Annotated in this window: 15 protein-coding genes; 9 read left to right on the top strand and 6 right to left on the bottom strand. The window is 60.0% G+C overall.

All coding sequences use genetic code 11. The features are described 5' to 3' along the window. Positions 1–33: 33 nt before the first annotated feature. Complete coding sequence (locus B5G40_RS10910) at positions 34–930, bottom strand: PucR family transcriptional regulator (protein ID WP_087399627.1); 897 nt, start codon at positions 928–930, stop codon at positions 34–36. A 27-nt stretch (positions 931–957) separates the two neighbouring features. Beyond that, complete coding sequence (locus B5G40_RS10905; protein ID WP_087399626.1) at positions 958–1554, bottom strand: hypothetical protein; 597 nt, start codon at positions 1552–1554, stop codon at positions 958–960. Positions 1555–1730: 176 nt separating this feature from the next. Here B5G40_RS10905 and B5G40_RS10900 point away from each other — a divergent pair, with 176 nt between their 5' ends. From B5G40_RS10900 to B5G40_RS17350, 8 genes are all read left to right on the top strand, one after another. Then, the gene (locus B5G40_RS10900; RefSeq protein ID WP_242955287.1) at positions 1731–1988 is read left to right on the top strand and encodes an acyl carrier protein; all 258 of its coding nucleotides are present in this window, start codon (positions 1731–1733) and stop codon (positions 1986–1988) included. Positions 1989–2011: 23 nt separating this feature from the next. Continuing rightward, positions 2012–3784 carry a CocE/NonD family hydrolase gene (locus B5G40_RS10895; RefSeq protein ID WP_087399625.1) on the top strand — a complete coding sequence of 591 codons (1773 nt, stop codon included), beginning with the start codon at positions 2012–2014 and terminating at the stop codon, positions 3782–3784. A 25-nt stretch (positions 3785–3809) separates the two neighbouring features. Continuing rightward, complete coding sequence (locus B5G40_RS10890; protein WP_087399624.1) at positions 3810–4223, top strand: holo-ACP synthase; 414 nt, start codon at positions 3810–3812, stop codon at positions 4221–4223. Continuing rightward, positions 4211–5209: a phosphate acyltransferase gene (locus B5G40_RS10885; protein ID WP_087187170.1), complete on the top strand. Its 999-nt coding sequence runs from the start codon at positions 4211–4213 to the stop codon at positions 5207–5209. Before B5G40_RS10890 ends, B5G40_RS10885 begins: the two co-directional genes overlap by 13 nt. Before the next feature lie 18 nt (positions 5210–5227). Further along, positions 5228–6334, top strand: a complete 1107-nt coding sequence (gene buk / locus B5G40_RS10880; protein ID WP_087399623.1) for a butyrate kinase — start codon at positions 5228–5230, stop codon at positions 6332–6334. Between the two features lie 110 nt (positions 6335–6444). Beyond that, positions 6445–7488: an MFS transporter gene (locus tag B5G40_RS10875; protein ID WP_158099520.1), complete on the top strand. Its 1044-nt coding sequence runs from the start codon at positions 6445–6447 to the stop codon at positions 7486–7488. Between the two features lie 33 nt (positions 7489–7521). Then, entirely contained in the window at positions 7522–7806 is a 285-nt protein-coding gene (locus B5G40_RS10870; RefSeq protein WP_087399621.1) for a hypothetical protein, read from the top strand. 558 nt (positions 7807–8364) lie between these two features. Further along, positions 8365–8799: an alpha/beta hydrolase fold domain-containing protein gene (locus B5G40_RS17350; protein ID WP_275533060.1), complete on the top strand. Its 435-nt coding sequence runs from the start codon at positions 8365–8367 to the stop codon at positions 8797–8799. Positions 8800–8849: 50 nt separating this feature from the next. Here the strand turns inward: B5G40_RS17350 and B5G40_RS10855 are convergent, their stop codons facing one another. From B5G40_RS10855 to B5G40_RS10840, 4 genes are all read right to left on the bottom strand, one after another. Continuing rightward, the gene (locus tag B5G40_RS10855) at positions 8850–9668 is read right to left on the bottom strand and encodes a cyclase family protein (RefSeq protein ID WP_087187165.1); all 819 of its coding nucleotides are present in this window, start codon (positions 9666–9668) and stop codon (positions 8850–8852) included. Between the two features lie 45 nt (positions 9669–9713). After that, on the bottom strand, positions 9714–9986 hold the full coding sequence (locus B5G40_RS10850) for a hypothetical protein (RefSeq protein ID WP_087399619.1): 273 nt from the start codon (positions 9984–9986) through the stop codon (positions 9714–9716). A gap of 2 nt (positions 9987–9988) precedes the next feature. Beyond that, on the bottom strand, positions 9989–11275 hold the full coding sequence (locus B5G40_RS10845) for a DUF362 domain-containing protein (RefSeq protein ID WP_087399618.1): 1287 nt from the start codon (positions 11273–11275) through the stop codon (positions 9989–9991). 185 nt (positions 11276–11460) lie between these two features. Next, positions 11461–12366, bottom strand: a complete 906-nt coding sequence (locus B5G40_RS10840) for a 3-hydroxyacyl-CoA dehydrogenase family protein (RefSeq protein ID WP_087399617.1) — start codon at positions 12364–12366, stop codon at positions 11461–11463. 377 nt (positions 12367–12743) lie between these two features. Here B5G40_RS10840 and B5G40_RS10835 point away from each other — a divergent pair, with 377 nt between their 5' ends. Next, complete coding sequence (locus tag B5G40_RS10835) at positions 12744–13610, top strand: nitroreductase family protein (protein ID WP_087399616.1); 867 nt, start codon at positions 12744–12746, stop codon at positions 13608–13610. Positions 13611–13617: the final 7 nt, after the last annotated feature.

Here is a 13617-nt window from a genome sequence, read left to right as displayed (position 1 = left end):
AGGCGGTCCATTGGGACCGCCTCCTTTTTGCGTTTATTGGATCAGCTGCAAAAAGGCCAGCGTCAGCTGGATCCGCATCCGCTCGCTGCCGTCCTCCAGATGCAGGCCGAAGCGCTCCTTGATTTGCCGGATGCGGTAAAACAGGGTGTTCTTATGGATAAACAACTCATCTGCCGCTTTGTGGGGGGTCTCAGCATATTTCAGATAACTGGACAGAGTAGCCAGGTACTGGGTCTGGTTGGCATGATCGTACTCCGCAAGGCGGAGCACAGCGGGATGGCAGAAGGAGCGCAGGGGGGCATGGCGTGACAGTAGCTCTCCGATATGATAGGGCAGGTAGTCCCGGTAGCAGTAGACCGTCTGGCCGGGATTGACCCGGCAGCCCAGCTCGAAGGCGGCCAGGCTTTGCTGGTAGGCCTGACGGAGTTCCAGCAACGTCTGAAAACGGCCGCTGATGGCGGCGGAGAGCTTGTTTTTGGACAGATATTCCAATAATCCGTCATTTAAGGCTTCCTCCGCGTAGCTATCGGCGGGATAGGTAACGAAATAGACGATTTTATTGTCATAAATGACCCAGCGGCTGTTAGGCAGCAGGGAATGGAGCGCTTCCGATACCAGTCTGGCTTTTCGATCAAAAACGCCGAAGTGCTGATCGAACACCGTGATGATATACATACTGTTGCTCAACACCCAGCCCAGCTGGGCGCTGCGGACGGTGGCGGTCTCTCCGTCAGTTACATCGCCGTTGAGCAGGTCGCCCAGCAGCACGCTGTGCTGCAGGTTGACGTTGGTGCCGTAAAAATCATTTTTCTGCATATCCAGTGCCACCAGCCGGCAGAGGAAATGGACCAGTTCAAAGTCGTAGCGGTGAAACGGCCGGTTGCAGTCCATCACGCCGATCTGGGCTACTTCGATGCCGTCGGAGTACACCAGGGCGGTAATCCAGCCGTGAGCAGCCTACGGATCCTTCCGGTAGTAGGGATAGTGGAATTGCCGGGCGTGCTCGTACAGCTTGACCCGCTTCATGGCCTGAATGTTGGCATCCAGCATATAACCGATATCCTTCTGACGAGCCAAGTCAGCCCGCTGAAGGGCCAGGTCGGCATTGATGGCCAGGATTTTATAGCTTGTGTCTACTACGATCAGTGGGTTGCCCAGTACCCGGTAGGCGCAGTCCAGCAGGTGCTGAAGTCCCCGGCCGGTGGATAAGGCGCCTACCAGTTCTCCGCAGGCAGACTGATAGCGGTACTGCTGGGCCAAGCTTTCGCTGACCCGCCGGATCACATAGTCAGGGGGACTGGAGGTCCAAACCAGATTGACCCCCTCCCAGGCGGGCAGCTGACTGTCATCCGGCATGGGGCCGGTGCACAGATAACTGATACCGAATCGGGGGGAAGGCAGGTGTTCCAACGGCCCCACATAGAGAACCCCGATCTCCGGCGCGTCGTTATGATCGGCAGGCAAAAAGGTATCGATCTCCGCGTGACGGTCAATGGAACGCAGCCAGACTACGTCTTCAAATTTCGACTCCTCCAGCAGACGAAACAGTTCCAAGCATACTTCCCTCCATCCTGGTTCCATTGTGCTGAAGCACAAATGCGCCGCGCATTTTACCGGGTCAGTTTACACTCCAGCACATTTTGAATCGCTTTTTATTATAGTACAATACACCACATGAAAGCAAGGAAAGTTGCTGAATCTATTCAAAATTAACAATGGAGGGTATAAAAATGTCTGCATCTGTGCGTGAAGAAGTAAAGGCCAAGCTGATCCAGCGGGCAGCGCCCCTGTTTGGGAAAAAGCCCGAAGAGCTCACCGAGGACCTGCGTTTTGTGGAGGATCTGAACGCGAAATCCGTCCATTACTCCCAGATCACCACCTTCCTGGAGGACGAGTTTGACGTAGAGATCCCCTACATGACCTTCCGCCGGAAGAAGACCATCGGCGAGGCCATTGAGTATGTGTACGATCTGGTCGAGAACGGCTAAAAAAGCGAGAGGAGCTGAATACCATGGCAGAGTGTCCCAAGGGTGAATATGTAGTCAAGAAGGAAGTGTTCGGCGGCGAGGAGCTGGAGGCCATCTACCGGGTGGCCCGCAAGCCGGTGGCCAATCAGGAAGAGATCGACCTGGCCACCAGCGACGACCCCATGGCCCGGATGGGTCAGGGCTTCTGCCCCGCTTTCAACCAGTGTGTCTATGAGGCCGCCCCCGGCATCCTGTGCGAGCAGGACGTTCCCGTGAAGATGCGGGACGGCGCGACCATTTACTGCGATATCTTCCGTCCCAAGGATGAGAGCCGCACCTATCCCGCCATCGTGTCCTGGAGCTGGTTCGGCAAGCGCCCCGGCGACGGCATGAGCGAGTGGCAGATCATGGGCGTACCCCCTCACACCGTCTCCAAGCTGGCCAAGTTCGAGAGCCCCGACCCCATGTACTGGTGCTACCAGGGCTACGCGGTGGCCAACGTGGACGTGCGGGGTGCCGGCCACTCCGAGGGCGACGTACATATGTTTACTCACCAGGACCGGGAGGACGGCTACGACTTCGTGGAGTGGCTGGCCGTGCAGCACTGGTGCAACGGCAAGGTAGGTATGTCCGGCAACTCCGGCGTTGCCATGCACCAGTGGGGCATCGCCGCCATGCAGCCCCCTCACCTGGCCTGCATCGCTCCCTGGGAGTGCACCACCGACCTGTTCCGTGAGAGCCTCTACGAGGGCGGCATCCCCGCCCTGAGCTTCAATGAGTTCATTGCCGCTCAGGTCACCGGCACCGGCGGCGTGGATGACCAGGTGGCCATGGCCCGCAAGTACCCCTTCATGAACGCCTACTGGCAGGACAAGATCGCCGACTGGGCCAGCGTGAAGATCCCCGTCTATCAGACCGCCGGCTGGAGCCACTTCCACCTGCCCGGCTCCATCAACGCCTGGCGCCGGTGCAAGAGCCGCCGCAAGTGGCTGCGCATCCACCGGGACTTTGAGTGGCCCGACACCTACACCCCCGAGAATCTGGAGGATCTGAAGCGCTTCTATGACCGCTATCTGAAGGACATCCACAACGGCTGGGAGATGACCCCCAAGGTGCGTGTGGACGTGATGGACGCCTTTGACCTGGACCATGCCGACCGCCGTCCCGAGACCAGCTTCCCCCTGGAACGCACCCAGTACAAGAAGCTCTACCTCAACGCCGCCGACACCAGCCTCCAGACCACCCCTGTGGAGAACGAGAGCCAGATTTCCTACGACGGCAACACCGGCAAGGTGGAGTTCGACATGGCCTTTGACGAGGATACCGAGCTGACCGGCTATATGTACCTGCGCCTGTATGTGGAGGCCGACGGCCACGACGATATGGACCTGTTTGTCAACATTCAGAAGGCGGACGCCTCCGGCCGCTGGATTCCCTGGTTCACTCTGAACGAGCCCCACCCCGGCGCCTGGGGCAAGATGCGTGTATCCCGCCGTGAACTGGATGAGAAGCTGTCCACCAAGTTCTGCCCCGTGCTGGCCCAGAAGCGGGAGCTGAAGCTGTCCAAGGGCGAGATCGTGCCTGTAGACATTGCCATCGTGCCCTCCAGCCGCTTCTGGCACAAGGGCGAGCGCATCCGGGTCCAGATCGCCGGCCGCTACATCCGTGAGGGTTGGTTCGAGCCCCTGGCCTGGGATACCGACAACCACGGCAACCACATCATTCACACCGGCGGACAGTATGAGAGCTTCCTCCAGGTGCCCATGATCCCCACCAAGTACGACTACTACATGGACATGGGCTTTGAGAGCAACTGATTGATTGAAAGGCGTGGAGTGTGGTATGGTAGTGGGAATTGGCACTGACATCGTGACCAAAACAGAGCTTCGGCCGGAATGGCTGAAGCCGGAGGACCCCTTCTGCCATGCCACCTTCACAGCCATGGAGCAGCGGGAGGGAGCGGAGCGCCGGGACCGGCACAGCTACTTCTGCGGCCGGTTTGCCGCCAAAGAGGCGGTGTTCAAGACCCTGGGCCTGCCCACCGACACTAGACTGCCCCTCCGGGAGATTGAGATCCTGGGCGGTGATCTGAGTGCCCCGGCGGTTCGCCTCCACGCCAGTGCAGCGGAGGCCGCCCGCCGCCGGGGGATTCGCTCCATTCTGCTGACCCTGACCCACAATGCAGATTACACGGTTGCCTTTGCCCTGGCGCAGGGGGGACCGAACAGCAATGAGGAGGAACTATGGCAAACCTGATTCAGGAACTGATTCAGAAGGCGGCGCAGAACCCCAAGCGGGTGGCGCTGCCCGAATGTGAAGCAGAAAAGACCTTGCTGGCCGCCCGTGCAGTGCTGGACTCCGGCATCGGTATGCCCGTGCTGGTGAACGATCCCGCCGTGATCCGGGAGACCGCCGAGAAAGCAGGGGTTTCCACCGAGGGTATGGAGATTGTGGACATCACCGACGAGGCCGGCCGGGCCGATCTGGCCGCCCGCTTCCCCAAGGAAGAGATGATGCTCAGCGAGAAGGCCTGCCTGCGGAAGATGAAGAACCCCATCTACTATGCCATGATGCTGGAGAAGGTGGGGGATGTGGACTGCACCTTCTGCGGCCACACCAATACCACCGGCGACGTGCTGCTGGCCGCCCAGACGGTGATCGGGATGCAGGAGGGGGTGGAGGTACCCTCCATCTTCGCCCTGATGGAGGTGCCCGGCTTTGAGGGCCCTGAGGGGGACCGCATTGTGCTTACCGACTGCGGCCTGAACCCGGCCCCCACCCCCAGCGAGCTGGCGGGTATCGCCATTGCCACCTGTGACAATGTGCGTGCCCTGATGGGCTGGGAGCCCAGAGCGGCCTTCCTGTCCTTCTCCACCCTGGGCAGCGGTGCCGCCGACAGTGTGGACAAGATCACCGAGGCCCTGCGCATTGCCCAGGAGCGCCGCCCCGACCTGAAGCTGGACGGTGAGTTCCAGCTGGACGCCGCCCTGGACCCGGCGGTGGCAGCCAAAAAGCTGGGCCGGGAGTCCTCTGTGGCAGGCCAGGCCAACATCCTGGTGTTCCCCGAGCTCAACGCCGCCAACATTGCCGTCAAGCTGATCCAGCGCTTCGGCCACGGCAAGGGCTACGGCCACACCCTCTCCGGCTTCCAGAAGCCGGTGGCCGACTCCTCCCGGGGTTCCAGCGTGGAGGAGATGACCGGCGACATCGCCATGGTGGTCATTGCTGCCGCCAATCAGTAAGAGAACAGGAGGAACACCATGGGATACAAGATCTTTACCCTGAGCCCCGGCTCCACCAGCACCAAGCTGGCGGTTTTTGACGGGGAGGAGCGTATTTTCAAAGCCAACGTCACTCACGATCCCGAGACCCTGAAGAGCTTTGCCAAGGTCAACGATCAGCTGCCCTACCGGGTGGAGACCATTCTGGCTGAGCTGGGCAAGGAGGGCATCTCCCTGGAGGAGATGGACGCCTTCGCCGCCTACTCCGGCGGCCTGGAGTCCACCCCCGGCGGTATTTTCCCTGTGAATGACAAGATCATTGCCGACTGCACCAAGCCCCGGATCTTTGAGTACCCCGCCATTCTGGGCGCTCAGATCATCCATCGCTTCAGCCAGCAGACCGGCAAACCCGCCCTGCTGGTCAATCCCCCTGACACCGACGAGTTCCAGGACCTGGCCCGTGTGTCCGGTATCAAGGGCATCTACCGGGAGAGCCACGTCCATGTACTCAACCAGAAGGAGGTGGCCATGCGGGCCGCCAAGGAGCTGGGCAAGACCTACGAGACCAGCAGCCTGGTGGTGTGCCATGTGGGCGGCGGCCTGTCCATCACCGCCCAGCAGAACGGCCGCATCATCGACGGCAACGATGTGCTCCAGGGCGAGGGCCCCATGGCCCCCAACCGCTCCGGCAACGTGCCTCTGATGCCGGTGATCCGGATGTGCTTCTCCGGGGAGTACAGCCAGAAGGAAGTGGAGAACAAGGTCAGCAAGACCGGCGGCTGGCTGGGCCTGGCCGGTACCGACAGCGCCCTGGAGCTGGAGCGCCGCATTGCCGAGGGCGACAAGTGGGCGGAGCTGGTCTTTGACGCCATGGCCTATCAGCTGGCCAAGAACATCGGCAGCTATGCCTGTGTGCTCCAGGGCAAGGTGGACGCGGTGGTCATGACCGGCGGCGTGTCCAACAGCAAGCGCTTTGTGGACAAGGTCAAGGAGTACGCCGGTTGGGTGGCTCCCTTCATCGTCTACGGCGGCGACTTTGAGATGGAGGCCCTGGCCAGCGGTGCCATCCGCTACCTGACCGGCGCCGAGGCCCCCAAGGAATACACCGGCGTACCGGTGTGGTCCGGCTTTTCTTTTGAACCCTGAGGTAAGTTCCGTGTAACAGAATCAGCGCAGGCAGCGGCGCTTTTGAACCCCATGACCCATTTCGGCGCCGGATATGATGCCTTGATTCAATGAGAAAAGAGGAATGGAATATGAAAAACAAACATAAGGTTTCCTCTGCCGTCAACTTCGGCGGCTGGGGATGGTTTCTGGTCCTGATCTGTATCGTCTACCAGATGATGTACTCCGCCTTTGCGGTGGACGGCATCAACGGTTACGGCGCCAGCCTGGCCGCCTACCTGTCTCAGGTCAGCGGTACCGAGATCACCAGCGATATGCTGACCGCCATGCTGACCCCCATCGGCATCATCTGCTGCCTGCTGGGCCTGCTCTTCACCACCCTGGTGCTGAAAAAGGGCACCAAGTTGGTGGCCGTGGTCTCCTGCTTCGGCATGGCCATCGCGGTGTTCTGCTTTGGGCGTATCACCAACTTCACCAACTATACCATCGGCCTGTTTTTTGTGCAGATCTTCGGCACCTGTCTGGCCTTTGCCGTCCACCACGGCTTTGTAGGCTCCTGGTTCCCCACTCTGAAGGGCGTGGTTATGGGTTGGACCACCATGGGCCTGCCCCTGACCAGCATGATCCTGGTGCCCTTCGTGACCTGGTGCTTCGCCGGCAGCTGGGGCTGGACCGGCTTCTGTAACGCCCTGGCTGTGGTGCTGCTGGTGCTGGGCTTTGTCACCCTGATCTTTATGACCAATACCCCTGAGGAGAAGGGCTGCTATCCTGACAACATCCGTCCGGAGAACCGGGCCCATCAGGACACCCGGGAGGACCTGACCCGCTACTTCAAGACCAAGTATTCCATTGTAGACCTGCTGAAGAACAAGAGCGTGTGGATGATCGTCATCGGCTTCGGTATTCCCTGGGCCACCACCGCCGGCGTCATGAGCCAGATCATCGTGCGTATGATGAGCACCGGCTATTTCGCCGATCCCTTCGGGCCGGTGGCCATCCTGTCCGGCTGCACCCTGGTGGGTCTGATCGGCAGCTTCTGCTGGGGCTGGCTGGATACCAACATCGGCACCAAGCGGGCTGGCGTGCTCTACAACCTGACCTATGTGGTGTTCCTTATCGGCATGATGTTCCTGCACCAGATGCCCGTCATTATGTGTACCGTGCTCACCGCCTGACTGTGCTTCACCGCCGGCGGCATCCCCAACCTGATGCCCAGCATGGTCATCTCCAAGTTCGGCCGCTATGAGTTCATGTCCGCCAACCGGGTGTGCACTCCTCTGGCCACCATCATCCAGAGTTGCGGCTTTGCCATCCTGGTGCTGGGCAAGAGCCTGGGCGGCGGCAACAACTGGTTTGCCGGTTACGGCGTGTTCGTGGTACTCTGCCTCATCGGTGCCTTTGTGATCTCCCGGATCGACGACAAGAAGGAGTCTGACGACGCCGCCATCGAGCAGGAGCTGCTGGCGAAGGCCAAGAGCCACAGCGCAAAATAAGAAAACGGAGCGAAAGCGTACAGATGAAACAGATGCGATACGAAGACCCGTTTCTGCGCAGTTTTGTAAAGCTTTTGCCCTCCCTCCGCAGTTCCCAGCGGGAAGCGGTATTGGGGCAGCCCATCACAGGGCTGCCCTTTTCCGTACCATGCGCTGGCAGGGAGATCCCCGTGTGGGTCCATCCGGCCCGATCCAAAAACCGGCCCGTGATCTTTGAACTGCACGGCGGCGGCTTTGTGTTGGGAGACGGGGAGAAGTGCGACGGCTTTTGCGAGCTGCTGGCTCAGGAACTGGATATGACCGTGGTGGGGGTGGGCTACCGGCTGGCGCCGGAGCATCCCTATCCTGCCGCGGTGGAAGATGTATATGAAGTGGTCCGTTGGTTTGCCCAACACCCGGACCGGTACTCCATTGATCCGAAACAGATGATCGTGATGGGATACAGTGCCGGCGCCAATCTGGCTACGGTATGCGCTATGCTGGCCAAGGAGCGGGGGGAGTTTGCACTAAAAGGACAAATTCTGTGCTATCCCTACCTGGACAGCGTGCATCAGCCCAGTGAGAAGCCCCATTTCGCGGCGGATATGGACCAGGAGGTCATGGAGGCCTTTGCCGCGCTGTACTGCACCCAGGCCCAACGGACGGACCCCCCACGTCTCGCCGGTCTGCGCCACGTTGGAGCAGCTGAGAGGACTTTGCCCCGCCCTGGTGCTGCTGGCCGAGCGGGATGCCCTGCGGCAGGAGGGAGAGCACTATGTTCGTATGCTGCAGGAGGCAGGGGTGGACACGGAATACCGCGTGCTGAACCAGACCCACCACGGCTTCCTGGAGGACTGGGCCAACCGGCCCTGCTATGAGGCGCTGCCCTCGGATGTGCGGGAGAAGCATGATCCCGCCTTCCAGCAGGCGGCCCAGTGGGCGGTAACCATCCTGGAGCGCTTTGTCCGGCGGATCTGTGAGCCGGAGGGACCTGTGGAGAACACGGAAGATTAAAAAAAGAGATGACAGGCTTTGGCCTGTCATCTCTTTTTTATGGATATGGATCAATACACACCGTACTTGTAGACGCGGTCGGGCACGTCCTTGTTGATCTTGTCCTCGTCGATCATGGCCACGGCCCGGACGATGGTGCCGTCGCCCATGTACCAGCGCAGGGGGAAGGCGCAGAAGGTGAAGCGCTGACCCTTGACCTTCTCGATGTCGCCGCCCAGGTTCTCAATGCCCATGACGTTGTTGCTCAGCAGGATGGTGTGGACGGGCTCCCACTCGGGGAAGTCCTCCAGGGGCTCATGGCCGAACTCCTTCTTGTACTCGTCCACGATGCGGGGGACGTAGGGCCCGGGGCCGTGCTGGGCGGCGTAGGTGTACAGGATGTGGTCCAGAGCCTGCAGGTCAAAGCCCACGCCCTTGACCTTGTGATCCACCAGCCAGTGGGCGCCCTCAATGGACATACCGGGGGAGTACATGAAGTAGTCATCGTTTTCGCCCCAGCGCTTGTTCATGCCGGTGCAGATGAGGACCCAGTCGCCCTCCTGAATGCCGCCTTCCACCTTGGCAGCGGCCTTCTCAATATCCTCCACGGTGATAAGCTCCCAGTGCTTCTTGGGAATGTCCAGGCAGACAGCGGGGCCATAGTAGTTCTCCAGGGGCAGCTCATGGGTGAAGGCGCCCTCGGGAATCACGTGGGAGGGGGAGTCGGCGTGGGTGGAGTTGTGCATATGGAAGTCGTTGAAGGTCTGCAGCAGGCGGTAGTGCATGGGCATATGCTGCACGCGGTCGATATGGAAATCGCCGTTGGAGGGCCACAGGGGATTGCCCCGGCCAAAGGGATGAGACAGGTCTACAAGAACGGTCTTGCTCATAATAATAACTCCTTTTCGTTTAGAATGGATTTGGAATCTTTAAATTCAGGAACAGGCGGCGGGCTGAAAGCACTGGTCGGCGGCGGTGCGCACCATCTCCTCCCAGGAGGAGAACTGGGTGCTCTCCTGCACAAAGCGGTCCAGCAGAGCCTCATTATAGATGAGCTGGTCGGAATTCCAGTTGACGAACACCGCGCTGGAGTAACGGAAGCCCTCAAAGGACTGGAAGCGGGTGTGGGCCTGCATAAAAGCGTCGCTGAAAATGCGGCTGAGCAGATCCTTCATCTCCTGGGGATAGTCCACATATTGAAACGCCATGGTCAACCTTCCTGACTGCCGTAGAATTTCTTGGCCTGCTCTTCCACATACTTGCGCCACACCGGCTGATCGGCGGCCATACGGGGACGGATGTACTCGCTCATCTGGCCGCCCTTGCCGTGGACCAGCTCGCCGTTGCTGATGGACATATAGAGCAGCGGCTCGGAGGGGGGGCAGCCCTCGATGTGGATGGCGTTGGGGTGATCCTTCAGGTACTTGCGGGTACAGTTGCCGTGGAGAACCAGCTTCTTGTCGTCCACGTCGGCAGGAATCTGGTTCTTGCCGCCGGCCACCACCACGAAATCGGAGCGGCGCTCATAGTCGCCGATGGCCTTCAGCGTCTCCATGTTGATGGCCAGCAGGGCCTGGCAGCTGGAGCAGGCGCCGTCGCACAGCACCTTGTACTCGGGCCAGCGGGTGCTCATGTCGCCGATGTAGGGAACCCACATCTTCTTGTAGCAGTCCTTGACGGAGGCGCCCACCACGTCGATGTCCTCCCGCTCGGTGATGCCAAGACCGGTCTCAGCGGCCACCCGGAAGTAGTCCACCGCCTCGGCGTCGATGCCCACCAGGTCGCAGGCGATCAGGTCCACGGCCACAGGGTCGGTGGAGCCCAGGATGCAGCCCACCTCGATGGGCACCGGGGTGTGGGGAGAGTAGCCGCTGGCGGGACGGATGGCGTCCACAATGTTGATGTCGGCCCGGCAGACGCTCCACACGTCCATCATGGCCATGGTCAGGTTCTGCTGGTGCATCTGCAGGTGAACGGCATCCTGCACCACGCCCTTGATGTTCTTCAGGGCGCAGGAGAACACCATGCTGGCATGGGCCTTGAGGATAGGCAGGTTGATCAGGTGGTCGGCCTCCAGCAGACGGCGGGGCAGCTTGACGTGGTGCAGGTTGGAGCGGTAGCCCCGGACAGCCACGTTGATCAGGTCCTTGTCGGCCTTAATGTCGTAGAGCTCCACGCCCTCCTCCCGGGCCACATCGGCGATACCGGAGACCTCGTAGCACTCCATGGTGTCGCAGCCGATGGCGGCGGCCTCGGCGATGACGATGCTCTTGGGATTGGCCTTCTTGACCTCACGGATCACGGCCCGAACCACCTCGGGGTTGGTGCACACGGAGGTGTCGGCAGGGGAGGCGTGACCGGCGTTGGGCTTGAGCATTACGGTAGTGCCAGGCTTGATCATGTTGGTGACGCCGCCCATCAGGTCAAAGACCTTGGTGACGCTCTCCTGGATGCTGGCCTCCTTGGCCAGAGCGACCAGTGCTTTTTTATCAGACATACTCAGTTCTCCCTTCAGAATTTGGTGTGTCATCAATTACACCGATGATAACTGCAAATCAAATGCCAAGTATTTGTGGGGTAAATTGGCTGGAAACAGGGGGGATGAGGGGCAGATGTGTTGCGGAAACGGGACAAGGGTCAAAGCTTGTTGCAAAACTGAAACAAGTGTGGCCCCAAGCGGGATCAGAGCAGCTTGTGGAGCTTCAGCAGTTCCGCGAAGGCGTGATCCCGGAATTTGCACACGCCGTCCACCGTGTTGCCCATGGAGGGGTCCCGGTTGGCGATTTCCTCGTCCACGCCCTGGGCATAAACCTCGTTCCAGGGGGTGGGCTCCTCGCCGTATTTCTCAGCGATGGCCCGGAAGCCGCCGTCCACACCCAGGCTGATGGTGAGCAGCTGGCCGGTTACTGCCATGCGCATTCCGGGGCCGAACATGATGGCCTTGTCCATATCCTCCACAGAGCAGACGCCGTCGCGCACGCACTCCTTGGCAGCCTCCAGTGCGGCCCAGGACAGGCGGTTGACGATAAAACCGTAGATCTCTTTCTTGCAGACCACCGCCACCTTGCCCATGCCGGTGTAGATCTCCTTGGCCCGCTGGATGGCCTCCGGAGAGGTCTGCTCGCCGCCGCACAGCTCAATGAGGGGGAGCAGGTAGGAGGGGTTGTAGGGGTGGCCCACCAGGATGGACTGGGGATAGAGGGCGTCCTCCTGCAGCTTGGTGGGGAAGAGCTTGGAAGTGGAGCTGCAGATGACGGCGTCGGGACCGGTTACCTTCTGAATGGCGGCATAGGTGGATTTTTTCAGCTCCAGCCGCTCGGGGATGCACTCCTGAACAAAGTCGGCGCCCTTGACTGCCTCCTCCAGGTTGTTGGAGAACTGGCAGTCGGCCAGGGCCTGGTCAGCCTGTGCTTTGGTAGCGGCCCCCGCCTCCACCAGAATGTCCAGAATGTGGCTGATGTTCTCCCTCATCTTTTCCTGGGGGACCACATCGTAAAGAACAGTTTCGTAGCCGTTCAGCATGGCGTTGGCAGCCAGACCGGCTCCGATCATGCCGGTGCCAACAAACACTGCTTTGATCTTACCCATGGTTGATTCCTCTTTTCTTTTTGATCTTTGTCAGCTGGGTTGTCGCAGACAACATTGTGCTTGCCTGTAGATAGAGCAAATCCCGTGCCAGAAATTTTAAGGGGAAAACAGCCCTGTTTCCCACGGGACTCATATGGACGTTGCGAAATAGCAACGATCTGCGGGAGGCGGATTGGCAACAAGTTGCAAAAGCGCAATAAAACAAGGAAGAAAATAGGCGCCATTGCAACGGCGAAACATGGATAAAGCTGGCATCCCATTTGCTCAATTCCTTTTGTTAGGCTTGAGCCATCTAAGGCGCCGCTGGTACCGCAGATTGGACATCGAGTTGACAGGCAGGCTATAATAGAGATTACTCAAATGGAAAGACAAGGAGCGTGGAGCTGGTGAAGAGCTTTCATTTCAAGGCAAACCCGGATCAATGTATCCACTGTGGCAGGTGCGTTGCATCTTGTTCTTCGGTGATCCTGTACTTTGATGAACAGGGGGTCCCAAAGATGAAGGCGGAGGCGGACGGCATTGTGGGCTGGGACGGCTGCTACCGCTGCCAGCACTGTCTGGCGGTATGTCCCACCGGCGCCATTTCTATCTTTGACAAGGACCCCAAGGACTCCCTGCTGCCGGAAGAGGGGGCTAACGCCCGCCAGCTGGAGGCCCTGATGCGCAACCGGCGGGCCTGCCGCCGCTATCAGGACCGGGAGGTGCCCCGGGAGGAGATCGACCAGATGCTCCGGCTGCTGGAGAATGTGCCTACCGGCAGCAACTTGCAGACCCTGGGCTTCAACGTGGTGTACCGGAAGGCGGAGATGGACAAGCTGCGCAAGCTGGTGCGGGAGGAGGCCTTCCGGCTGGCGGAGCAGGGGATCTATCCCGGTTCCTTCACCAAAAGCGACTGGGAGAAGCAGCTGGAGTGGGAGCCCGGCCGCAATCCGGGCGATATGTTCTTTGTCAACGCGCCCCATATTCTGGTGATCCACTCCCAGCGGGGCAGAGGCCAGTGGCAGACCGACCCGGTGCTGGCCGCGGCCTGGTTTGACCTGATCTGCGCCTCCCACGGCCTTGGGTCCATCATTATGTCCTACCCGGTGGGGGCCCTGTCCCATATGCCGGAGGTGGAAAAGCTGCTGCAAATTCCCCAGGACCGGTATTACAGCCTGATTTTGGGGTTCGGTTATCCAGAGTATCCCTATGCCCGGGGCGTCCAGCGGGAGGGCATTGCCCAGATCAAGGAACTGACCTTTTGAACAAAAT

The organism is Flavonifractor sp. An9 (assembly GCF_002161245.1).
GTDB classification, from domain to species: Bacteria; Bacillota; Clostridia; order Oscillospirales; family Oscillospiraceae; genus Flavonifractor; species Flavonifractor avicola.
This window is presented reverse-complemented; position numbering and strand designations above follow the sequence as displayed.